This is a genomic window from Rickettsia honei RB (assembly GCF_000263055.1).
GTDB lineage: Bacteria > Pseudomonadota > Alphaproteobacteria > Rickettsiales > Rickettsiaceae > Rickettsia > Rickettsia rickettsii.
On sequence record NZ_AJTT01000003.1, the window covers coordinates 73,362 to 95,563 of the forward strand.

Genomic DNA, 22,202 nt, shown 5'->3' on the forward strand with positions numbered 1-22,202 from the left:
TTGCGGGAATGACAGCAAGTCATGCAATAACGCCGCCTTTAGCTAGGAATGATACACCTTCAATGAATTTCCATCCAGTTATTACCTGCTCTAATTTCGGTTATAATCGGTACATCCATATTAGTAGAATTTTCCATGATTTTTTTAATAATAGGTGTTATAATTTCTACTTCATCAATCGGTGCTTCAAATAGTAATTCATCATGAATTTGCAGTACTAATCTTGTTTTAAGTTTACGTTTTTCTATTTCTTGATCTAGATTGATCATAGCAATTTTAATTATATCGGCATTAGTTCCTTGAATCGGAGCATTAATAGCCGCACGTTCTGCAAATTGTTTAAGCTTTTTATCATGAATTAGAGGTACAAAACATTTTCTGCCAAAGCAATTTGTGACATAGCCGTTGCTACTTGCAAAAGCTTTTGTTTGCTCCATATATTCTTGCACTCCTTTATATTCAGCAAAATATTTCTTGATATATTCGGATGCTTCGCCGTTAGTAACGTTTAATTGCTTAGCAAGCCCAAAAGCACTTATACCGTAAATGATACCAAAATTTATAGCTTTTGCTTTACGCCTATGTTCGCTAGTTAGTTCGTGTTTTTGTAAGTTAAAGATCTGACAAGCAGTTTGAGTATGGATATCGTCTTTATTGATAAATGCTTGTTTTAGTGCATCTATATTTGCGATATGGCTTAATATTCTAAGCTCAATTTGAGAATAATCGGCAGATATTAATTTATAACCTTCTTCAGCAATAAAAGCTTGTCTGATTTGATTCCCCTCACTAGAGCGAATAGGTACATTTTGTAGATTAGGTTCCTGTGAGCTAAGTCTTCCTGTAGTGGTAGAAGTTTGTAAAAATGTCGTATGTACTCTATGTGTTATATTATCTATCTGTTTCGGCAAACTATCGGTGTAGGTATTCTTTAATTTTGTTAGTTGCCTCCATCTTAATAACAAATCTGCAATATTATATCCATGCTCACTAAGTTTTTCTAGTATTTCCGCTCCCGTTGAGTAAGAGCTTGCTTTAGCTGAAGCTTTACCGAAAGGTAATTGCATTTTTTCGAACAAGATTTCGCCTAATTGTTTTGGCGAACCAATATTAAATTTAGTTCCGCTAAGAGCAAAAATTTCTTCTTCAAGTTTTAGAATTTCCGTTCCAAATTCAGCGGATAATTGTTTTAGGTAATTAGCATCTACTGTAATACCCACTTTCTCCATTTTATCTAAAATAAAACAAATAGGTAAATCAATGTTGCTATAAAGTCTAAAGGTTTTGTTGTCTTTAAGTTCCCATATAGTTTGCTTATAAAGTGCGATAAAGTTTATTACTATTTTTGCTGATTCGATAATTATATTTTCTATCCAAGTTTCTTTCAAAACTTCTTTAAATAAATTTTTCTGTGATAAACCGGCAGATAACGAATACTGCATTAATTCTAAATCTTCTATAGCCGTAATGTCATGAGATTGGTTTGCATAAAATTTCAGTAGAGATTTAAGAGAGTAAGTAATTTTTTTTATGGATTTATCGGTTAGTAAATTGAAGATTATATCCGAAAACCAGTTGTGATTAGTTTTAGTATTATAAGAAAATAGATCATGAGAAGTGTTTGAAATTTTAATAATATAGCTTTGGTTTTGTAGTGATAAAATAAAAGCAAGATTAGCTCCTTTATGCTGTAATAAATATATCCCGAATATTCCTATTTTCGTGGCTTCTTTAGCAAAGTCTGTTAACTCATTAGCATTATTAATTTCTTTTATTTCCGTTACTTTATTATCTGCTATCTCTTTGTGGTCGTTAATTTTAATATCCAATAAATTTTCTACTCTTTTATATAAAGATCTAAAACCGTATTCCTGTAAAAATCCTGTTAATTTATCGCTATTTGGAGGTGACCATTCTAAATTATTTAGCTGAAAATCTAAATCAACATTAGAATTAAGCCCTATTAACTGCCATGAAATTAACGCCGCTTCTCTTGAATTTTGTAAAGTTTCACGTTGTTTTACGCTTGAGACTTGGTCTAAAGAGTTAAATATATTTTCTACAGAACCAAATTGTGTTATAAGACTACTTGCAGTTTTTGGTCCAATAGATGGCACACCCGGAATATTATCCGATCTATCGCCGATTAAAGCCATTACTTCACGTAATTTATCAGAAGTAGTGCCAAATTTTTTAACCACATCATCCTCCGTAATATATTTCCCTTTTAACGGATCATATATCTTGATGTTTTCAGTCATTAGCTGTAATAAATCTTTATCGGAAGAGATAATGACTACATGTTCGCCAAGTGCAGCAGTTTTAGTAGCAAAGGTTGCGATAATGTCATCGGCTTCATAGCCGTTCTTCTCTAGAATAGGAAAATTTAAGTTACTTGCAACATCACGAACTAAAGGTAATTGTACAATTAAATCTTCAGGGGGTGGAGGGCGGTTAGCTTTATAGTCGGGATAAATCTGATGGCGAAAATTTTTCCCGCCGCTGTCAAATACTACAGCGACATGTTTAGGCTTAAAGTCGCTCAGTAATTTTAGCAGCATTGAAGTAAAACCGTAAAGAGCACCGACAGGTTCGCCTTTTGGTGAAGTTAAAGGCTGTTGTGCATAATAGGCTCTAAAAACAAATCCGTATCCGTCTATGAGCAATAAGGTATTTTTTTGAGTCATTTTATGATTTTATTTTTAATTAGATCGTCATTGCGAGGAAATTACGTAAGTAATTGACTAAGCAATCTCAGGAGTTTATTATTACTTCATGAGATTACCGTGCAGCCTACGGTTACTCGCAATGATGACTCAATATTCGTGCGGGCAATGACGTAGCAAAACCTCACAACCCCACTAGATTTCTAGCAAAATCATGTTGGTTGAATATTTTTAAGTCCTCTATCTTCTCGCCTATACCGATAAAGTATAAGGGTAAATTAAATTTTTGTACTACTCCGACAATTACGCCCGCTTTAGCACTGCCGTCTAGTTTAGTCACGATAAGCCCCGTCAAATTAGTAGTATCATTAAAATGTTCTACTTGGTTATAGGTATTTTGTCCGGTAATAGCATCAATGACTAAAACGCTATGAGTGGGGGCATTCTCGTCTAGTTTTTTTATAACTTTTACAATCTTAGACAGTTCATCCATCAAATTTTTCTTATTATGAAGCCTACCTGCTGTATCGATAAAAAGTATATCGATATTTTGTTTTATCGATTCTTCCATCCCGCGATAAGCAACACTTGCGGGGTCAGCCGATTCTTCACCGGTAATAAGTAGTGCATTTGCTCTATCTGCCCAAGTACTTAGCTGATTTACGGCAGCTGCTCTAAAAGTATCGCAGGCTGCAACTGCTACTTTTTTCCCTTGTGCCGAGTACATTGCAGCAAGCTTACCTATAGTCGTGGTTTTACCTGCTCCGTTAACACCGCAAACTAAAATTACGTTTAATTTATTTTCGCTTAAAGTAAAAGGAATTTCTGATTTTGATAGCTGCTGCTCTATTAATTTAGCAAGGGCTTCTTTTACTGTATCACTATCTATTTCTTTGTCAAATTTTACCTTTTTAAACTCTTCAATAATATTAGTTACTACCAAAACACTCATATCACTTGAGATAAGTAGCTCTTCTAGCTCTTCTAGAGTTTCTGCATCTAATTTTTTCTTGTAAAATATTTTGTCGATACCTTCCGATATTTTATTAGAAGTTTTAGATAAACTTTGTTTTAATTTACTAAATATCGAAATCATATTAGATAGTTTTTTGTTTTATGGGTGTTGGTGTTACGCCTGCGTGAGTATCAAGTCGTCATTGCGAGGAAATTACGTAAGTAATTGACGAAGCAATCTCAGGAGTTTGTTGTTATTTCATGAGATTGCCACGCAGCCTATGGCTTGCAATGACGATTAGGTATCTACACAGATAAGTCATCTTGCAATGATGATTAAGGTACTTATCTCTTTTTCTTATTTTTGCTTTTGTTTTTATTTCCGTCAGTGGTTTTATTGAATCTACCTAAATTTTTAACAAATTTTTGTAGTCCGTTAAGTTCCGTTCCATATGTCCTAGTATATTCATGGACTATTTCTATATCTTGTCTATGAGAATCATCTATTACTACTACTTCCTGCATAAAATTATTAGCATCAAACGTAATTTTTATTATCTTCTGCTTTTCAATTTTTGGATTGAGCCAAGCTCTTTGAGACATAACTCTTTCAACATAATACCAGGTATTTTGGGAATATTCCGGTACTATAGTAGGCGTACCTATTAACTCTACGACTTCTGTTTTATTTAGTTTTTTAGACTCTAATTTTACAAGTGCCGAATCATCTATAGATTGCCCTCTATTTTCGATAGTTTTGCAGCCGCTTAAGGAAAAAAAGGCTAATATACTAAAAATGTATGTTATAAAAATTTTCATAAGTTTAATTTTATCTAGATTTTATTACAAGATTATAATATACTGCTTCACTAATTTGACAAATACTTTTTAATTTATATTTAGAGAGGCTAATAATGGCAGTTCCAAAGAAAAAAACATCAAAATCAAGACGTAATAAGAGACGTTCGCACTTAGCACTTGGCAAAGTTAACGTAATAGTTGATTCGCAAACCGGTGAATATAAGCTTCCGCATCACGTTTCTTTAGTCGACGGTACTTATAATAATCGTCTAGTAGTAACAAAGAAAATTAAAACAGAAGAAGAAGTAGCCTAAAAGATTTATGACCTGTAAAATTATTGGTTGCGGCGGGTATCTTCCTTCAAAAATAGTTAGTAATGACGAGCTTGCAAAATTCGTAGATACTAACGATGAATGGATTAGAACAAGAACAGGTATTACGCAGCGTCATATAGCAGGTGATACAGAATATACTTCCCATCTTGCTTTAAAATCAGCTGAAAAAGCTATAGCAGATGCAGGGATATCGGTAAATGATATTGATTTAATTATTACATGTACTACTACTCCCGATAATAGCTTCCCTTCGGTTGCCTCTAAGCTCCAAGGTTATCTTGGTTTAACTAATATACCGTCTTTTGATTTACAAGCAGTATGTGCCGGCTTTGTTTATGGTTTACAAGTAGCAAATTCTCTTATCTCATCAGATAAATATAAAACTATTTTGCTTATAGGAGCCGAGAAAATGACGTCGTTATTAGATTGGAATGATAGGACTACTTGCGTTTTATTCGGTGATGGGGCCGGTAGCGTAATATTACAGCGTAGTAGTGATGATTCCGGTTTAATAGATAGTAATATCTTCTCAAGCGGGGCTGATTATGATGAAATATTATACACAAACGGTGGTGTAAGTATGAACGGTATTAGTGGCAAAATAGTTATGCAGGGGCAAAAATTATTTCGTCATGCAATAGAAAAAATGCAACAATCTATAAAAGATTTACTGCATGCTAATCAATTCAGTGTAAGCGATATTAATTATTTTATACCTCATCAAGCAAATATCCGTATTATAAATAAACTCGCTGAACTATTAAATATAGAAGAGCATAAAGTAGTGAAAACCGTAGACAAACATGCTAACTGCTCTGCTGCTTCTATTCCGCTTGCTTTGAGTACTCTCAAAGCATCAGGCAAAATAAAAAAAGGTGATATTCTACTATTTTCAGCTATCGGTGCAGGTCTTACTTGGGGCAGTGCATTCATTAGATGGTGAATATACTCGTTTTATTAGACATCTTCGGAAACTCTACTGCTAGAGGTAATTTGTACGTTGATCCTGTACTCGAATCCTCACGTACCTCTATGTACGCTGCGGCGTGCCGTGTCTCCTTCAAATTCCTCTCTATAAGCGAGTTTCTGAAGATGTCTATTTGAAAAATTGGCAACACTACTTATTTGCTTATAATTCTCACATATTATATATACGCTGCGGTTATAAGCTTCAAAATCGATTCCTCTTTTCCCCATTAAACTGCATCTATCTATTTATCCAAAGTATATACTTGTATTAAATGATATTTTTACCACATTTATACATGAGTAATTGCATTTTATAATATTTTAGCCTTTAAACTAATAAAATAATGATATATACTAACTCACATAGCTTTTGGTTAGTTTAGTTTTATTACTAGCTAAAATGAATTCAATATTAATAAATTATAATCTCAAGGAGTTTAATTATGAAAACAAAAATTACATTAGCTTTTCTTGCATTATGTGTGCTTGCAGGGTGTAATACAACAAAAAGAGCACCGCAATTTGACGGTAATATGAACCAAAGTGAAGAAACTTCATTAATGAAAGATTTCGAGAAGCATGCAGGAAATGCAGTATGGTTTGCTTTTGATAGCTCTGCTTTATCACCAAAGGCTAAAGAAGAACTAGAGAGACAAGCTTGTTGGTTATCAAAGCATCCTGAAGTAAAAGTTACTGTTGAAGGACATTGCGATGAAAGAGGTACCAAAGAATATAACTTAGGTTTAGGTGAAAGAAGAGCAGCAGCAGCGAAAAAATTCTTAGCTCATAAAGGAATCGATCATAACAGATTAAATACAATCTCTTATGGTAAAGATAGACCTGCTATGATGGGTAATACTGAAGAAGCTTTTGCTTATAATCGTAGAGCTGTAACAGTTGTACACCACTAAAATTATTTACTAATTATAGTATCCTAAAAGGTCGAGTTTACTACTCGGCCTTTTTTTATTTATAACTTGATGTTATTATTGCGAAAGCGTTGATGCGTGGATACCACACCGTCATTGCAAGCCATAGGCTGCGTGGCAATCTCATGAAATAACAACTCTTGAGATTGCTTCGTCAATTACTTTGTAATTCCTCACAATGACGAAAACACTGAACCATATTGCCCTGTTTTTTAGGCGATACCTCAAAAATATAAAAATTTTACTAGACTTAACTGCATAATAATTATATAAATTTCAAATGAAAAGGGGCTGTAGCTCAGTTGGTTAGAGCACGCCGCTCATAACGGTGTGGTCGTAGGTTCAAGTCCTACCAGCCCCACCACACAAATTCTTATTTAAATTCGCATTAGCACTGAATTTATAATGATTAATCTAAAAACACTTTCTTGGTATCTTACTAAATTATATTCTAAGTGTTTCTTTATTATATTATTTCTTTTAATCGGGCTATTAATTATCTCAAATGTTTTTGATCTTTTACAAAAATTCAAAAATATTTATGTTCCTTTTAGTTTTTTTTGGAGACTTATCTTATATAAGATTCCTTATTTACTAGGTCAAGTATCTTCATTAATTAGTTTTACCGCTATGTTATTTTTTCTTAGAAATCTAACAAAAAATAATGAATTAACGGCTATGTTATCTAGCGGTATTCATATTTGGCAAGTGCTTGTTATTCCATGTATTGTAACTTTAATGTTAGGTATAGTTTTTACGACTATATTGAATCCTATCGGTACTATAGGCTTACAAAAATATGAGTTATTAGAAGCAAAACTAACTAAAAAAGCCTTGAGTGAGGGTATAATATCTAAATCAGGCTTATTATTTTTTGAATCTTTAAATGATGAAACTCAAATTATCCACACACAATTTATTAATGTTGCCGAGAAAAAATTAAATAATATTACAATTTTATTTGTTGATCATAATAATTCTTTTTTAAAGAGAATTGATGCATTATACGGTATTATTGAAAATAAAATGTTACATTTAAATAGAGTTAAGGTTTTCACAAAAGAGGAAACTAAGGCTTACAATAATTTAACTATGCAGACAAATTTATCAATTAATAGTTTAGTAAATAAATTTATTCGTCCTGAAATGGTTTCTATTTGGGCTTTACCTAAATTAATTAATGAATTATTAAATTCAGGTTTACCGGCTATTAATTATCAAATTTATTATTACAAGCAATTATTTAAGCCTATAATGATGATGGCAACCGTAATTTTAGCAAGTTGTTTTATTAGTCTTAAACAGCGTGATAATTCCCAAGAAAAAATACTGCTATTAGGTTTATTTTCAGGTTTTATAGCATATTCGTTATCAGAAATATTATTAAAAATACTTACTTATAATAATTTGTCTTTAATTGCTGCTATTTTATTACCTAGTATGCTAATATTTTTTATTAGTAACTTTATTATGTTACATTATAAAGAAATTTAATATAGACGAAGTTTAATTTGAAAAATTGGCATCGTCGCTTCTCATTGTTGATCCTCACGTAGTATTCTACGCTGTGGTCAAAAATTCCGAGGCTTCTCGCTCTTTTCCAAATTAAACTTCGTCTATATTAAATTTTTATTTACTATGGGACTGTTTATTTTGTTAGCAGTTCTATAGAAGTGTTTTTAGAATTTAGAGAGAAAAAATAAAATGATAATGAAATTTTTGGAAGGGTTTTCTTCCGGTATGGCCATAGATCTTGGTACGGCAAATACTATTGTCTATCAAAAAAATTGTGGAATTGTTCTAAGGGAACCTTCTGTTATTGCGTTAATAAAAAAAGATGGTGCTTTTGTGCCTTATGCTTATGGTCATGAAGCAAAAATGATGCTTGGGCGTACTCCTACGGATATTGAAGCAAAAAGACCTTTAAAAGATGGTGTTATTGCCGATTTTAAGGGTGCAGAGGAAATGATAAAGTATTTTATTAGAATGGTACATAATCGTCGCTCTTTTTTTGGGCCGACAATTGTTATTTGTGTGCCTTCCGGTTCTACGCCGGTTGAGCGTCGTGCTATCCAAGAAGCAGCAGAAAGTGCAGGGGGTAGGGATGTCTATTTAATTGAAGAACCTATGGCGGCAGCGATCGGGGCAGGGCTACCCGTAACGGAAGCAACCGGTTCGATGATTGTGGATATTGGAGGAGGCACTACCGAAGTTGCAGTTTTGTCACTAGGGGGCATAGTATATGCAAGGTCGGTAAGAGTCGGCGGTGATAAGATGGATGAAGCTATTATCTCATATATAAGAAGGCACTATAACCTATTGATAGGTGAGGCTACTGCCGAAAAGATAAAGCAAGAAATAGGTACGGCTTATGTAGATGAAAATGCTGAGCCGAGAAAGATGGAAATTAAAGGACGTGATTTAATTTACGGTATTCCTAAAGAAATGATATTGAACGAAAGACAAATTGCTGATAGTCTAATTGAACCGGTAAGTCAAATTGTTGAAGCGGTAAAAGTAGCACTAGAAGCAACACCTCCTGAATTATCTTCAGATATAGTTGATAAGGGAATTGTTTTAACAGGCGGCGGCTCATTATTACGAAATCTTGATTTTGTTCTTAGTGAAGCCACTAAATTGCCAGTAATAGTTGCAGATGATGCCCTCTCTTGTGTGGCACTTGGAACAGGAAAAGTACTTGAAGATTTTACAAAGCTAAAACATGTACTATTTAAACAGGATTAAAAATGGCAATACTTGCAAATAGAGTAAAAAATTCTTCAAATTCATTAGAATTAATAAGAATAATATCAAATACTCTTAAGCGTTTTTTTGTTATATTTGGGCTTGGATTGTCTGTATATTTATTTTTTACTACACCTAAAAAAATATCTAGTATATCACTTGAAGTAACCGGTAATATAGTATCAACCGGTTTAGCAGTGTATGAAGATATATTTGAATATATAAATTCAATAACACAAAAATTTGTTTATTTTCAAGATTTAGAACGAAAAAATATAGAACTTAAACTTGAGATAGCAAGATTACAACATTTACAAAGTGAAGTAGAATTGGTAAGAGCCGAAAACATTGCATTAAAAGATTTGTTAACGATTGCTGAGGAAGAAGAATTTGAATATATTACTACTAAATTACTGAGTGTTTCCTTTAATCCCTTTTCTAGAACTGCTTTGATTTCTGCAGGTAAAAAGCAAGGCATTGAACCTGATCAAATCGTTGTTAATTCAGGAAAATTAGTAGGAAAAGTAATAGAAGTGAGTAATAATTATGCTAAAGTAATGTTAATTAGCGATGTTAATTCTAGAATACCTATTAAAGCTAATTCTTCAAGAGAACAAGGTATTTTAGCAGGTAATAATAATAATAGTAAAATTTTATACTTGCCTAACAATCATTTAGTACAGAAAGATGAGGAGATAGTCACCTCTGGACACGGTAATATTTATCCTGCAGGTATTTTAGTGGGCTATGTGTCTAAAGTGACAGAACATGATGTTATGGTAAACGTAGCAGCTGATCTATCTAAAACGGAATTTGTACAAGTATTATTGCCTAAGGAGTAATTTCTGTTTTTTTTGTACTCTATGTCATTACCGCGTAGGCATTGTTGCATGGATCGGTACAATCACCTGTGTGTCACCCCGTGGCTTGACCACGGGGGCCAAAAAATAATAAAAAATACTAGCAACAAAGCTTTCCCGTGTAGGTGGGAATTCAGCAAAATAACTTCAATATTGCTACAGAAGTTATATATTTGATAAAATAACCATATAAAAACAAGTTTTTATATGGTTTTACTAGATTTTTGCCTACGCGGGAATGACATTGAGTAGGCTTTTCGATCCATGTAACAAGGCTGGTAATACTCGACACACTTTGTATATATCTATCCTTTATTGATTCAGAGGTTATTAATATGGCACTTGCTACTAAAGTAAAAGAATTTTTAGAAGAAAAATTAAAACAAGAAAAGATAGATCGTAAATATCTTGCCGAAGTCACTAATATCCCTTATACTACTGTTAGCAGGATTATGAGAGCGGAAGCTAATCGTGAATTCAACCCTGAAATAGATACTATTTTAAAAATAGCAAAATATTTTAATTGTACTATGGATGAGGTAATAAAAAGAAAAGTACAGAATAATTCATAAAGCTTGATACAAGCGAATTTTGCATGACTAGCCTGTACTCACTCACGTAGTTTACCTACTGCTTTCGCCGCAGGCTTGCATTTAAATTCATCTTGTCTAAATCTTTCTGAAATATGCTGTAGCTACGAAATAAAACATAAAATATGACAACGAAAAATAAAAGAGTTCTTCAGAAATGCGCTTATAGAGAGGAATTTAAAGGAGACATGGAATGTAGCACCGCAGCGACGTCTAAATTACCTCTAGAAGTAGCACTTTCGAGGAACTCTAAAGGACTGATTATAATTTTATCTTCCCCTTCAGGTACAGGTAAGTCGAGTTTAGCTAAAGCATTATTGAAAATAGATAATAATTTGCGTTTATCTATTTCGGCAACTACAAGAAAACCACGTTTAGGAGAAGTAGAGGGCATAGACTATTACTTTAAGACCGGTCTAGAGTTTGAAGAATTAGTTAAGCAGAATAAATTCCTTGAATATGCTAAAATATACGATAATTATTACGGTACGCCTAAAGAATATGTCGAAATGTTATTAAATCAAGGCTTGGATGTTTTGTTTGATATTGATTGGCAAGGAGCAAGGAGTATTAAGAAAAATGCTACTAATGTTGTTGCTATATTTGTATTGCCTCCTAATATTGAAGTATTGGAACAACGCTTAAGAAATAGAGCGACCGATAATGAAGAAGCAATAAAATTACGTATGCAGTCGGCACAAAACGAAATATCACATTCTAATGAGTATGATTATGTAGTTACTAACGATGATTTTGACCGGACGCTTAAAAAAATACATGCGATTATAGTTGCAGCACGAGACAAAGCGTTTTGACTTTGTCGTTTTTTCTTTCTATACTGAGAATTAGACGTTATGTTTCTAATTTTCATGGTACTAATTTAAATGCTTAGAAAACAATTCCTTTCATCAATAATAAAACATTTTAAAACTCATAAAGTTTGTGCCTTGTTAGGACCAAGGCAGTGTGGAAAAACTACACTTTCTAAACAGTTCGTAGAAGCTTATAATATTCCTAAAATCAATATTTTTGATCTTGAAAATCCTTTAGATTTAGCAAGATTAAATGAACCGATGCTTGCTTTGTCTGATCTAAAAGGATTTGTTATTATTGATGAAATTCAGTATAAACCGAATCTATTCCCTATTTTAAGAGTTCTTGTTGATACAACTGATATTAAATTTTTAGTACTAGGCAGTGCATCAAGAGACTTAATTAAACAAGGTTCTGAAACACTAGCAGGTAGAATAGGTTATATTGAAATGACACCGTTTACCTTATCTGAAGTGTCAGGTACTCAGCAATTATGGATACGTGGCGGATTTCCTTTATCATATCTTGCAGATGATGAAGAGTTAAGTGCTTTATGGCGTCAGAATTACATTAAAACATTTTTAGAAAGAGATATACCAAATTTAGGTTTTACAATTCCGTCTATGCAGTTACGTAGGTTTTGGTTAATGCTTTGCCATTATCACGCTAATATATTGAATGCTTCAGAACTTGGAAATTCTTTATCTATCTCATATCATACCGCAAAGCATTATTTAGATATTTTAGAGGGAACTTTTATGATCCGTATTTTGCAGCCTTGGTATGAAAACCTTAAAAAAAGACAAGTTAAGACTCCAAAAATCTTTTTTAGAGATAGTGGAATATATCACGCTTTATTAGGCTTAAATAATTATGAAGCTTTAAGCACTCATCCTAAAATAGGTGCATCATGGGAAGGATTTGCCTTAGAACAAATTGTTAGATATTATAAAGCCGAACCCGAAGAATGTTATTTTTGGTCATCTCATAATCGAGCGGAAATAGATCTTTTAATTTTTAAAAATGGAAAACGTTTGGGGTTTGAAATTAAATATACAAATACACCGAGCATTACAAAATCAATGCAAATATCTTTAGAAGATTTAAAACTTGATCAAATTAATGTAATATTTCCAGGTGAGATTAGCTTTAAATTGTCAGACAAAATACAGGCAATAGGTCTTTCGAGCTTAATTCAAAATGATACAAAAGCTGCAACTATATAGTTACAGCTTTTAGAATGTTATATTATTTCACATACGCCTTTAGAAGCTTTACCGGTAAGTTTGATATCTTTGGAAGTATTATCCACACAATTACCTAAATCTTGATTATATTGGTGGATTTGACTACTTGCTTGCATAGCTTCTTTAAATATTGCGTTATGTTTTTGCTGTTGTTCTTCAAATTGTACTTTTGCAGCTTCTAAAGCTGCTTTTCTTTGTTCAGGAGTTAAATTTTTAAATTTAGACATAATAATTACTAATTTAGTTAAATTCCTCTCGTTTTATTATTTGTAACTTTAATATTAGGAGTACGAGCAGGAGATAAACTCCCAGTATTAGTATCTTTTACTTGTGTTTGTTCTCTGATTTTATTAGCTAAAGATTTAGTTTTATCCACGTTAATTTTATTTAGTACTTTATTATGATGCTCTATATCTTTTACAACGCCGTCTGTCTTAATTGCTTTATGCTGATGTTTTAGAACTAAATATTTTTCATATGCATCTAAATACTTTTCTGGTTCTTTTTTATAACGCTCTTTAATATCACTTCCTAATTTCTTTATTTTATCTTTATTTATGTTGTGTTCTTTTTCATGTTTAATAATTTCTTGATCTAATATTTTTTTACTATTTTCAATCTTCTCTACATGTGCCTTATGTATTTTTAACATTTCTTGGTGAAATTCTAATTCTCCTTTTAATTCTTTAACTTTTTTTGGTGCTAAGCCTTTTTCTTGTAATTGTTGTGATAAATTCGTTATTGTTTTATTTAATTCATTTAATTCTGTATGTGCTTGTTTGTGTTCTTCAGTTATTTTTTTATGGTTTTTATGTAATACTTTATACGCTTGATTTAGTTTAAATATTTCTTCATGAGTTAATATTTCACGATTTAACTCTTCATGATCAATAATGTTTTCCTTTTCTAGTTTATTTATTATCTTATCTAAACGCTTATTACTTTCTTCAATTCTTTTAGTATCTTTAGTAATATTTTTTATAAATTCATTATGCAAATTATTAAGTGCAGCAATTCTTTGTGCGATTTCTTTTTCTTCTTCGGCAAGTTTTATTGCTCTTTGTGATTTTAGAAATTCTTCTTCTTGAACCCTAGCTTTCTCAATAGATTGTTCTACTTCATAGTTCTTGAGCTTAGTTTCAGCAGTCTCTTTTAGATTGGATATGTCAAAATTCAAGCCATATGAAGCTGCTTCGCTTTGTAAACTACTCAATTCTCCTAGAATTATTTCTATTTGAGAGCGAGAAATTGTTAAGATGCTCTTTTAAATTATCGAATTTATATTTTAATGTAGCTGTTATATCAGACATGCTCATCATCTTTAATATTAACGCTAAGAAACGTTAACAAAAGTTAATAATTAAGTCAAGAAAATTTTAATAAAAATTAATCTTGTATTTCTAGCCATTGATTTAATAACTCGTCTAGTTTCTTTTTATCATTAATTAATTGGCTAGTAATGCGGTTATATTTTTGAGGATTATCTAAATATAGATTAACGTCTTCAAGTTCTTTTTCTAAGTGTTTGATGGATATTTCTAGCTTTTCAATATAGTTGGGCAATGTTTCAAGCAAACGCTGATATTTATAAGATAGCTTTTTATTTAGAGGTTCTTTTTGAGCAGTTAGTGATAGTGGTTTTGAAGCTTTTTTGGCTATAGGAGAGGTAGTAAAATACTGCTTATAATCTTCATAACCTCCTGTTAAATCATGAATTTTACCTTGAGCGAAAACTAAAGTTCTAGTAACTAACCTATCTAAAAAGTCACGATCATGGCTCACGACTATTAAAGTACCTGAATAATCTGTAAGTATATCTAGTAAAATTTCCAGACTATCCATATCGAGGTCATTAGTCGGTTCATCTAAAATTAACAGATTGCCAGGGTTAATTAGAATTTTTGCAAGTAATAATCTATTAGCTTCACCGCCTGATAAAATAGCGGTTTTTGCATTAAGTAGTTTAGGATTAAACATGAATTGTTTTAAATAACCGGCAACATGCATGGTTTTACCGTGTGGCAAAAATACTTGATCACCGCCTGTAGGACATAAAGTTTGTTGTAATGTATGATTAGGCTCTAGTTTTTCTCTATGTTGATCAAAATATGAAATATCTAAATTACTGCCATATATAATTTTGCCGCTTTCAGGGGTAAGCTGTTTTGTTAGTAGTTTGATAAAGGTAGATTTGCCTGAGCCATTTGCACCGATTATACCAATTTTCTCGCCGTTTTTTACACGAAAGCTAAAATTATCAATAATTTTAGTATTTTTATAACTAAAAGTAATATTATCTGCTTCAATAATGAATTTACTTTTAGCTATATTTTCGGCAAGCTCTGCCCTAACTCTTTGTGTTGAACTAGCTAGTTTTGCAGTCTGTTCTTGTGTTATTGCTCTTAAAGCTTTCAAATCCGCAAGTCTCTTTTGATTTCGTTTACGTCTAGCAGTAACACCGGCATTTAACCATTCATTTTCTTGAGATAATTTTTTATTTAATTTCCGAAGAGCGGCTTCTTCTTGGTCTATGATAATTGTTTGCCATTCATCAAAAAATTTAAATCCTTTATCGGATTTACGTAAAATTCCTCTATCAAGCCACCAAATTTTATTAGTAACATTTGAGAGGAATGTTCTATCATGACTAACGCAAATAATAGCACCGTTATAAGATTTAACAAATTCTTCTAACCATTCGATTGTTGCAATATCTAGATGGTTAGTCGGTTCATCAAGTAGTAATATTTCCGGCTCTAATATTAAAGCTTTAGCAAGGCTTGCTCTTCTCAGTTGACCGCCTGAATAGGTGGATAAATTATCTGTTCCGTTGATTTGTAATTTTTCTAGAATTATATCGATTTGGTATTTATCTATTTCTTTTGTACTATCTGTTTGTTGTAAGACAAAATCATAAACAGTTAGATGAGTTTTTATAGAAATATCTTGTCTTAAATAACCGGTTGTAACTAAAGGATCTTGAAATAATGCACCGTTATCTAACTCGTAATCACCTGATATGACTTTCATTAAGCTTGATTTCCCGCAGCCGTTACGTCCTATAAGACAAATCTTATCGCCTGTGTACAAATAAAGCTCTAAATCAGATAAAATTACTTTATCCGCAAAACTTAAGTTACCGTCTTTAATGTAATAAATTGGGGTCATAGTTGATTATTGGCTAGTTTTTATGTCATTCCTGCGAAAGCAGGAATCTAGAAAAATAACCTTAATATTGGTACAAAATTACATATTTGATAGAATAAACATATAAAAATAAGTTTTTATATGTTTTACTGGATTCCTGCTTTCGCAGGAATGACATTAAGTTAAAGGTTGGTAAACGAAGTTTAATTTGGAAAAGCACAAGGAGTCCATAAGACGAGGAGCGGAACGTATACTTAATACGTGAGTACCACAGTGCTTATAGGACTTTGTGCCAATTTTTTAAATTAAACGAGTATATTCTTAATCACTAAACTAACATTAGTACCACCGAATCCGAACGAGTTGGAAAGCACGTAATCTATCTTAGTTTTCTTAGCTTTAAGTGCAACTAAATCTATATTCACCTCATCCATAGGGGTATCTAAGTTTAAGGTTGGCGGTGCAATCTGGTCTCTAATTGCAAGAGCTGAAAAGATAAACTCAACACTTCCTGCCGCACCAAGCAAATGTCCTATTGATGATTTAGTAGAAGACATTAAAACTTTGGGATTCGCTTCTAAAAATAATTTTTGTACGGCTGCTAATTCTATTCCATCACCAAGTGTAGTAGAAGTACCGTGTGCATTAATATAATCAATCATATCGGGTGTGATAGTTGCATCTAGTATTGCGTCTCTCATCGCTCTATAAGCTCCTCTACCTTTAGGATGTGGAGCTGTCATATGATAGGCGTCACCTGTAGAGCCGTATCCTATAACTTCACCGTAAATTTTAGCCCCTCGATTTAATGCATGCTCATATTCTTCTAAGACTACAACGCCTGCTCCTTCACCCATAACAAAGCCGCTGCGGTCTTGATCCCAAGGTCTTGAGGCTTTTTTAGGATTATCGTTATATTTAGTACATAATGCTCTAGCAGCAACGAAACCTGCAACTCCGACAGGTGTAACTGGAGCTTCCGCACCGCCTGCGATCATAACATCGGCATAGCCGTGCTTTATCATACGCATAGCATCGCCTATAGCATGTGCCCCTGTAGAGCAAGCTGTTACTGCCGTTTGGTTTGGACCGCTAAAACCGTATTTTATAGAAACAAGACCGGATAAAAGATTAATTAATGAAGCGGGGATAAAGAAAGGACTAACTTTGCCGTTATTTTCTTGATAAAGTTTGATAGAGGTATCTTCGATCATTTTAAGCCCGCCGATTCCTGAACCTAATATCAAGCCGGTTCTATCACGAGATTTTTCATCGTCGGGTAACCAGCCGCTATCTTCAACTGCTTCGGTTGCGGCTGCTACTCCGTAATGGATAAATTTATCCATTTTACTTAGTCTATTAATGTCATCTGCTTGTGTGAAATTTTCAAGTTTAAATCCATCTTTCTCAGAGTTATCTATAAGTCCGGCAATTTTACATGCAAGTTTAGAAGTGTCAAATTCTGTAATAGTTTTTATACCGCTTACTCCATCTACAATATTTTTCCAAGATGAGCTAACATTAAGCCCAACAGGAGTAACAAGCCCAAGTCCGGTAATAACTACTCTTTTATTTACTCTTTGATTCGACATTTTTAATTATCTATTAGGGATTTTTTATGCAGATTAAGATTGGTGTTCTTTGATATATTTTATAACATCAGATACGGTTTTAATTTTAGTGGCTTCATCATCAGGGATATCAATACCGTATTCAACTTCTATTGCCATCATTAACTCTACGGTATCAAGGCTATCAGCTTTCAAATCTTCTATAAATCTTGAATCCGTAGTTATTATCGATTTATCTTTATTTAGCTTTTCAGCAACCATTTCAATAACTTTCTGTTCGATCTTATCCGTTGTACTCATAATTTGAACTCCATAAATCATTTAATTTTATATGCCATATAATAGCGGTTATTCAGCTATTAGACTTTATTTTAACTGTATGAATATTTATTTAAAATATTCATCGCATTTTATCTTTAAAAGAACTTCTAGCACAAAAAATTATTTTATGCTAGCACAAAATAATCTTATTAACTATTTATACCATTAACATACCGCCGTTTACATGTATAGTTTGACCGGTAATATATGATGCCTGATCGCTTGCTAAAAATGCAACTGCGTTTGCCACGTCTTCCGGCATACCGTAAGTGCCTAGCGGAATTTTTTGTACTATAGCTTCTCTTTGTTTTTCATTTAGTTTATCGGTCATATCTGATTTAATAAATCCTGGAGCTACTGTGTTAACCGTAATTCCTCTGGTTGCAACTTCGTAAGAGAGCGATTTGGTCATACCTATTAAACCTGCTTTAGAAGCACAATAATTAGCCTGCCCGGGGTTACCTGAAATTCCTACTATTGAAGATATGTTAATAATACGTCCATACCTGTTTTGTATCATTTTTTTTATTGCTTCACGATTTAAAATAAAATTTGCTTTTAAATTAATATCAATAACTTTGTCAAAATCTTCATCTTTCATTCTAATTGCTAGCGTATCGCTAGTAATACCGGCATTACATACTAAAATATCTAACTTTGATGCTTTAGATATTAAATTGCTACATTCTTCCTTATCGGCAAGATTACATACTTCTATCGTATAATTATCTTTTACAACCTTTCCAAGGGATTTTAATTTTTCCTCATTACTACCGCTAATAATTACATGGCTTCCGAGTTTGTGCAGTAACCTCGCTATAGCTCCACCTATGCCTCCTGAAGCTCCCGTAATTAAGGAAGTTTTACCTGTTAAATCAATCATTTTCTTCCTCCGTTTGATCAAGATTTATATTAGTAATTTTTGACGATTTTTCACGTATTATTTTCTCAATTTCGTTGGAAATTTGTGGATGTTCTTTTAAATATTGTTTGACGTTTTCACGCCCTTGACCTATGCGTACGTTCTTGTAGGAAAACCAAGAGCCGGATTTCTCAACAATATCAAGCTTAACTCCAAGGTCGATTATCTCGCCTTCTTTTGAAATACCTGAACCGTACATTATATCAAAATCTGCAGTTTTAAATGGAGGAGATACTTTGTTTTTGACTACTTTTACTTTGGTTTGGCTGCCTATTACTTCGTCTTTATCTTTAATGGAGCCGATTCTTCTTATATCGATCCTAACAGAAGCATAGAATTTTAAGGCATTACCGCCTGTCGTAGTTTCAGGACTACCGAACAGCACACCTATTTTCATTCTGATTTGATTGATGAAAACAGTAATACAATTGGTGCGATTAATTGATGCAGTAAGTTTACGCAAAGCCTGGCTCATTAACCTTGCTTGAGAAGCCATTTGAGCATCACCCATTTCGCCCTCAATCTCTGATTTCGGTACTAAAGCCGCAACACTATCTATTATTATCATATCAATACCGCTGGAGCGAATTAACGTATCGGCAATTTCTAGGGCTTGTTCACCTGTATCGGGCTGTGAAATAATAAGCTCATCAATATTTACGCCTAATTTTTTAGCATAAGCAGGGTCTAATGCATGCTCGGCATCAATAAAAGCACATGTACCACCCTTTTTTTGAGCTTCTGCAATTAAATGCAATGTTAGAGTGGTTTTACCTGAGCTTTCAGGACCAAAAATTTCGATGATTCTACCTTTGGGAACACCGCCGATTCCAAGAGCTATATCTAGCCCAAGTGAGCCGGTCGATACGGCCTCTATATCAACATGCGGACGCTGCCCTAGTTTCATTACCGAACCTTTACCGTAGCTTTTTTCAATTTGTGCGAGTGCTGCGGCAATGGCTCTTTCCTTATCTGTATTTGACATAAATTTCCATATTATAAACTTACCAATTAAAATATAAGCTTGAGAAAGAAAAATCAAATTTTATTTATGTTATTGTGCTTGTAAGATTAAATCTTGACTTCCATACTAGGTGATGCTTAGATGTTAAATTTACTTGTGTTATGGTTAATTGATTTGGACTTGCTTACTATGTTACCAACTGAATTAACCTAGGACTATTAACAAAAGAAATTTTAAAGCTAATTAAATTACTTGTTAACAGTCCCATAGTTCTCGAAAAAGATGGATTTAGTAAAACCCTTATTAAATAACTTATCACATATGGTACCACAATTTCCGCAAACTGAATATATCGCTAAAGATAATTCATCATCTATATCTTATAAATTTAGATGGCATATTTTAATTATTTTAAGCATTTGCTTACTTTTGGTATCGATGGATGCTACAGTCTTGTATGCTGTTATGCCTACTATAATCCTTGATTTAAAACCATCTAATTTACAACAATTATGGATAATCAATGCATATGCATTAGTATTATCAGGTCTTCTCGTTACCGCAGGTGCATTAGGAGATAGATTTGGTCGTAAAAGATTATTACTTTGGGGGCTTTTAGTTTTTTCCATCGCTTCAATGTTAGTTTATGTATTTGATAGCTTATGGGGATTAGTATTATGTCGTGCTTTACTTGGGTTAGGAGGATCAGTGATGATGCCTTCCACTTTATAATACACATGAACGTATGATCGCAATATCCGTGTGGGGAATAATGGCAACCGTAGGAGTAGCTATAGGACCAGTACTAGGAGGAGTATTGGTTGAGCTTTTAAGTTGGCAATTTGCATTTTTTAATAAATGCACCTATTGCATTAGTAATTATTGCTTTTGATATAGTTTGGATTCCTAAATCATCTAATCCTAGTAATGAACCCATGGGATTGGATAGGAGTATTTCAATCGTTTTTTGGGATGGCAGCTTTAGTTCAAGGCATTAAGATGTTGGCTAAATACGGTATTATGAATCTAGCATCCGGCGGAATGCTATTAATTGGCATTGTGTTACTAATAATAGTTACCTTACGTTACGCCAACTTAAAATTGATGATCCGTTAGTGGATATGCGTTTATTCTTAATTAGCAATTTTAGTATAGGAGTAATAGTTTATTTGCTGATTACGTGTGTCTTAGGATCCATAATGTATCTTATGTCCTTCAGTTTATCAAAGGGTTAAGTCCTTTGTATGCAGGTCTTTATATGTTGCCTGCAGCAGTTTTTGCTTTAATTGCATCTTTAGTTATGCCATATTTACTCACACGATTTATCGCACGTGTAATAATGTTTAGTGGGCTTATCTTTACTACTATATCATTGATTTTACATAGTGACTATAGAGATTTATTATCGAATACTATATTATATATCTTGGATTGCTTGGTATAGGAAGTAGTCTATGCCTATCTACACCGTAACAGTTATGATGAATGCAGTACCGGCAGAGAGATCTGGAGGTGCAGCAGCATTACAAGAAACAGCATATGAATTAGGTAATGTATTAGGTATAGCTGTGATTGTGAGTATTACGTCTTTATATATTAGTAACAATCTAGTAATGCCTCACGGTGTTTCTGTATCAATTGCAGAAATAGCTTATGACTCAATCGGTGAAGGAATAATTATTGCTCAACAACTACCACCTTTATTTGCTCACGAATTAATTAAGGAGGTTAATATTACTTTTGTAAATGCATAATATAGTAGGTATTATTCTAGGAATAATCATGCTAATATTGGCGGGTGTGATTATGTATGTTCTTCATCCTTTTAAAGCATCTATCTCTCTACATTAATATGATGAAACTGGTATAGAAACCTTACCGTCTTTTGCTATTTTTGCACTATTTACCATAATGGTTAATAATGATCTTAGTGCTTATTTTTATAGTAGGTAGTTAATAAAATGAGATGATGATATTTTCAATGCTATAAATCATTACTAAATATTTTTTCTAATTCTGTTAAGCGTGGTTCTATTCTTTCGATATCGCTTTTTGTTATAGGTCTTTCTAGTAAATCTGCTATCTCGGCTCTTAGATTTTTTTATTTTCATTTAAAATAAATTCTATGATGAGTCTTGAGATGGTTTTAGTATTGTGGTCAGACATAGTTGTTCCCGATTAATTAAACTTAAACTGCTTAAGTTTCAACCACTGAAGAGAAAGAAACTCTTGGTGGTCGGGGGAGTAAGAAAACCATCAACGATAGCCATAATAGCCTTTAGGTTCTAAGCTTAAGCTTTAAACCTTGGACATAACTATTATAACCCCGACTGTGAAGTCGAGGATTGCATCAGTTTTGTAAGAAATG

At 32.9% G+C, this 22,202-nt stretch carries 22 protein-coding genes, 1 tRNA gene and 2 pseudogenes; 14 read left to right on the top strand and 11 right to left on the bottom strand.

The window, feature by feature from the left end; genetic code table 11:
• Positions 1-59 precede the first annotated feature (59 nt).
• The 3 genes from polA to bamE form a co-directional block, all read right to left on the bottom strand.
• Positions 60-2,687, bottom strand: a complete 2,628-nt coding sequence (gene polA, locus WSW_RS0103750; RefSeq protein ID WP_016917132.1) for a DNA polymerase I — start codon at positions 2,685-2,687, stop codon at positions 60-62.
• Positions 2,688-2,850: 163 nt separating this feature from the next.
• Positions 2,851-3,762, bottom strand: a complete 912-nt coding sequence (gene ftsY / locus WSW_RS0103755) for a signal recognition particle-docking protein FtsY (protein WP_016917133.1) — start codon at positions 3,760-3,762, stop codon at positions 2,851-2,853.
• 203 nt (positions 3,763-3,965) lie between these two features.
• On the bottom strand, positions 3,966-4,439 hold the full coding sequence (gene bamE, locus WSW_RS0103760) for an outer membrane protein assembly factor BamE domain-containing protein (protein ID WP_016917134.1): 474 nt from the start codon (positions 4,437-4,439) through the stop codon (positions 3,966-3,968).
• A gap of 95 nt (positions 4,440-4,534) precedes the next feature.
• Here bamE and rpmF point away from each other — a divergent pair, with 95 nt between their 5' ends.
• A complete protein-coding gene (gene rpmF / locus WSW_RS0103765; protein ID WP_016917135.1) occupies positions 4,535-4,735 on the top strand; it encodes a 50S ribosomal protein L32 in 201 nt (66 codons plus the stop codon).
• Between the two features lie 7 nt (positions 4,736-4,742).
• Positions 4,743-5,699, top strand: coding sequence for a beta-ketoacyl-ACP synthase III (locus WSW_RS0103770; RefSeq protein ID WP_016917136.1), 957 nt, complete (start codon positions 4,743-4,745; stop codon positions 5,697-5,699).
• On the opposite strand, the pseudogene WSW_RS1000000109360 reads toward WSW_RS0103770, so the two are convergent.
• A pseudogene (locus tag WSW_RS1000000109360) lies at positions 5,689-5,953 on the bottom strand (palindromic element RPE1 domain-containing protein). The gene WSW_RS0103770 and the pseudogene WSW_RS1000000109360 overlap by 11 nt on opposite strands.
• Positions 5,954-6,168: 215 nt before the next feature.
• On the opposite strand from WSW_RS1000000109360, the gene pal reads away from it, so the two are divergent.
• The 8 genes from pal to WSW_RS0103815 all read left to right on the top strand — a co-directional run bounded on the left by pal (position 6,169) and on the right by WSW_RS0103815 (position 12,888).
• On the top strand, positions 6,169-6,636 hold the full coding sequence (pal, locus tag WSW_RS0103780; protein ID WP_010977766.1) for a peptidoglycan-associated lipoprotein Pal: 468 nt from the start codon (positions 6,169-6,171) through the stop codon (positions 6,634-6,636).
• A 305-nt stretch (positions 6,637-6,941) separates the two neighbouring features.
• A tRNA-Ile gene (locus WSW_RS0103785) sits at positions 6,942-7,018 on the top strand.
• A 41-nt stretch (positions 7,019-7,059) separates the two neighbouring features.
• Positions 7,060-8,148, top strand: coding sequence for an LptF/LptG family permease (locus tag WSW_RS0103790; protein WP_016917137.1), 1,089 nt, complete (start codon positions 7,060-7,062; stop codon positions 8,146-8,148).
• 210 nt (positions 8,149-8,358) lie between these two features.
• Positions 8,359-9,399: a rod shape-determining protein gene (locus WSW_RS0103795; protein ID WP_010977764.1), complete on the top strand. Its 1,041-nt coding sequence runs from the start codon at positions 8,359-8,361 to the stop codon at positions 9,397-9,399.
• 2 nt (positions 9,400-9,401) lie between these two features.
• Positions 9,402-10,241, top strand: coding sequence for a rod shape-determining protein MreC (gene mreC / locus WSW_RS0103800; RefSeq protein ID WP_016917138.1), 840 nt, complete (start codon positions 9,402-9,404; stop codon positions 10,239-10,241).
• 353 nt (positions 10,242-10,594) lie between these two features.
• Positions 10,595-10,831 (top strand): helix-turn-helix domain-containing protein, encoded by a 237-nt coding sequence (locus WSW_RS0103805; RefSeq protein WP_004997409.1) that lies wholly within the window; start codon positions 10,595-10,597, stop codon positions 10,829-10,831.
• 143 nt (positions 10,832-10,974) lie between these two features.
• On the top strand, positions 10,975-11,664 hold the full coding sequence (gmk, locus tag WSW_RS0103810; RefSeq protein WP_016917139.1) for a guanylate kinase: 690 nt from the start codon (positions 10,975-10,977) through the stop codon (positions 11,662-11,664).
• A 69-nt stretch (positions 11,665-11,733) separates the two neighbouring features.
• Positions 11,734-12,888 carry an ATP-binding protein gene (locus WSW_RS0103815; protein ID WP_016917140.1) on the top strand — a complete coding sequence of 385 codons (1,155 nt, stop codon included), beginning with the start codon at positions 11,734-11,736 and terminating at the stop codon, positions 12,886-12,888.
• 17 nt (positions 12,889-12,905) lie between these two features.
• Here the strand turns inward: WSW_RS0103815 and WSW_RS0103820 are convergent, their stop codons facing one another.
• The 7 genes and pseudogenes from WSW_RS0103820 to recA form a co-directional block, all read right to left on the bottom strand.
• Positions 12,906-13,136 carry a hypothetical protein gene (locus WSW_RS0103820; protein ID WP_016917141.1) on the bottom strand — a complete coding sequence of 77 codons (231 nt, stop codon included), beginning with the start codon at positions 13,134-13,136 and terminating at the stop codon, positions 12,906-12,908.
• 17 nt (positions 13,137-13,153) lie between these two features.
• Positions 13,154-14,219, bottom strand: a pseudogene (gene roaM, locus WSW_RS0103825) (actin-based motility regulator RoaM).
• Positions 14,220-14,295: 76 nt separating this feature from the next.
• Positions 14,296-16,077, bottom strand: coding sequence for an ABC-F family ATP-binding cassette domain-containing protein (locus WSW_RS0103830; RefSeq protein ID WP_016917143.1), 1,782 nt, complete (start codon positions 16,075-16,077; stop codon positions 14,296-14,298).
• Between the two features lie 284 nt (positions 16,078-16,361).
• Positions 16,362-17,648 (bottom strand): beta-ketoacyl-ACP synthase II, encoded by a 1,287-nt coding sequence (gene fabF, locus WSW_RS0103835; RefSeq protein ID WP_016917144.1) that lies wholly within the window; start codon positions 17,646-17,648, stop codon positions 16,362-16,364.
• A gap of 33 nt (positions 17,649-17,681) precedes the next feature.
• Positions 17,682-17,927 (bottom strand): acyl carrier protein, encoded by a 246-nt coding sequence (gene acpP / locus WSW_RS0103840; protein ID WP_029374977.1) that lies wholly within the window; start codon positions 17,925-17,927, stop codon positions 17,682-17,684.
• A gap of 178 nt (positions 17,928-18,105) precedes the next feature.
• Positions 18,106-18,831, bottom strand: coding sequence for a 3-oxoacyl-ACP reductase FabG (gene fabG / locus WSW_RS0103845; RefSeq protein ID WP_012151300.1), 726 nt, complete (start codon positions 18,829-18,831; stop codon positions 18,106-18,108).
• The gene (gene recA / locus WSW_RS0103850; protein ID WP_029374978.1) at positions 18,824-19,855 is read right to left on the bottom strand and encodes a recombinase RecA; all 1,032 of its coding nucleotides are present in this window, start codon (positions 19,853-19,855) and stop codon (positions 18,824-18,826) included. The genes fabG and recA overlap by 8 nt, the downstream gene beginning before the upstream one ends.
• 300 nt (positions 19,856-20,155) lie before the next feature.
• Here recA and WSW_RS1000000113590 point away from each other — a divergent pair, with 300 nt between their 5' ends.
• From WSW_RS1000000113590 to WSW_RS1000000111610, 4 genes are all read left to right on the top strand, one after another.
• Positions 20,156-20,566: an MFS transporter gene (locus tag WSW_RS1000000113590; protein WP_029374979.1), complete on the top strand. Its 411-nt coding sequence runs from the start codon at positions 20,156-20,158 to the stop codon at positions 20,564-20,566.
• Positions 20,567-20,606: 40 nt separating this feature from the next.
• Positions 20,607-20,726: a hypothetical protein gene (locus WSW_RS1000000113595; RefSeq protein ID WP_016917148.1), complete on the top strand. Its 120-nt coding sequence runs from the start codon at positions 20,607-20,609 to the stop codon at positions 20,724-20,726.
• Positions 20,727-20,761: 35 nt separating this feature from the next.
• Positions 20,762-20,950 carry a hypothetical protein gene (locus WSW_RS1000000112000; RefSeq protein ID WP_167316247.1) on the top strand — a complete coding sequence of 63 codons (189 nt, stop codon included), beginning with the start codon at positions 20,762-20,764 and terminating at the stop codon, positions 20,948-20,950.
• Between the two features lie 338 nt (positions 20,951-21,288).
• Positions 21,289-21,588: a hypothetical protein gene (locus tag WSW_RS1000000111610; protein WP_238528495.1), complete on the top strand. Its 300-nt coding sequence runs from the start codon at positions 21,289-21,291 to the stop codon at positions 21,586-21,588.
• Positions 21,589-22,202: the final 614 nt, after the last annotated feature.

Bases quoted from the DNA above. Each gene is read 5' to 3' on its own strand.
- WSW_RS1000000112000 (WP_167316247.1), top strand. From the start codon at position 20,762: ATGAACCCATGGGATTGGATAGGAGTATTTCAATCGTTTTTTGGGATG.
- WSW_RS0103830 (WP_016917143.1), bottom strand. From the start codon at position 16,077: ATGACCCCAATTTATTACATTAAAGACGGTAACTTAAGTTTTGCGGAT.
- WSW_RS1000000111610 (WP_238528495.1), top strand. From the start codon at position 21,289: ATGCCTATCTACACCGTAACAGTTATGATGAATGCAGTACCGGCAGAG.
- WSW_RS1000000113590 (WP_029374979.1), top strand. From the start codon at position 20,156: ATGGTACCACAATTTCCGCAAACTGAATATATCGCTAAAGATAATTCA.
- recA (WP_029374978.1), bottom strand. From the start codon at position 19,855: ATGTCAAATACAGATAAGGAAAGAGCCATTGCCGCAGCACTCGCACAA.
- ftsY (WP_016917133.1), bottom strand. From the start codon at position 3,762: ATGATTTCGATATTTAGTAAATTAAAACAAAGTTTATCTAAAACTTCT.
- bamE (WP_016917134.1), bottom strand. From the start codon at position 4,439: ATGAAAATTTTTATAACATACATTTTTAGTATATTAGCCTTTTTTTCC.
- WSW_RS0103805 (WP_004997409.1), top strand. From the start codon at position 10,595: ATGGCACTTGCTACTAAAGTAAAAGAATTTTTAGAAGAAAAATTAAAA.
- pal (WP_010977766.1), top strand. From the start codon at position 6,169: ATGAAAACAAAAATTACATTAGCTTTTCTTGCATTATGTGTGCTTGCA.
- WSW_RS0103790 (WP_016917137.1), top strand. From the start codon at position 7,060: ATGATTAATCTAAAAACACTTTCTTGGTATCTTACTAAATTATATTCT.
- rpmF (WP_016917135.1), top strand. From the start codon at position 4,535: ATGGCAGTTCCAAAGAAAAAAACATCAAAATCAAGACGTAATAAGAGA.
- WSW_RS0103815 (WP_016917140.1), top strand. From the start codon at position 11,734: ATGCTTAGAAAACAATTCCTTTCATCAATAATAAAACATTTTAAAACT.
- WSW_RS1000000113595 (WP_016917148.1), top strand. From the start codon at position 20,607: ATGGCAACCGTAGGAGTAGCTATAGGACCAGTACTAGGAGGAGTATTG.
- acpP (WP_029374977.1), bottom strand. From the start codon at position 17,927: ATGAGTACAACGGATAAGATCGAACAGAAAGTTATTGAAATGGTTGCT.
- WSW_RS0103795 (WP_010977764.1), top strand. From the start codon at position 8,359: ATGATAATGAAATTTTTGGAAGGGTTTTCTTCCGGTATGGCCATAGAT.
- fabF (WP_016917144.1), bottom strand. From the start codon at position 17,648: ATGTCGAATCAAAGAGTAAATAAAAGAGTAGTTATTACCGGACTTGGG.
- fabG (WP_012151300.1), bottom strand. From the start codon at position 18,831: ATGATTGATTTAACAGGTAAAACTTCCTTAATTACGGGAGCTTCAGGA.
- gmk (WP_016917139.1), top strand. From the start codon at position 10,975: ATGACAACGAAAAATAAAAGAGTTCTTCAGAAATGCGCTTATAGAGAG.
- WSW_RS0103770 (WP_016917136.1), top strand. From the start codon at position 4,743: ATGACCTGTAAAATTATTGGTTGCGGCGGGTATCTTCCTTCAAAAATA.
- WSW_RS0103820 (WP_016917141.1), bottom strand. From the start codon at position 13,136: ATGTCTAAATTTAAAAATTTAACTCCTGAACAAAGAAAAGCAGCTTTA.
- polA (WP_016917132.1), bottom strand. From the start codon at position 2,687: ATGACTCAAAAAAATACCTTATTGCTCATAGACGGATACGGATTTGTT.
- mreC (WP_016917138.1), top strand. From the start codon at position 9,402: ATGGCAATACTTGCAAATAGAGTAAAAAATTCTTCAAATTCATTAGAA.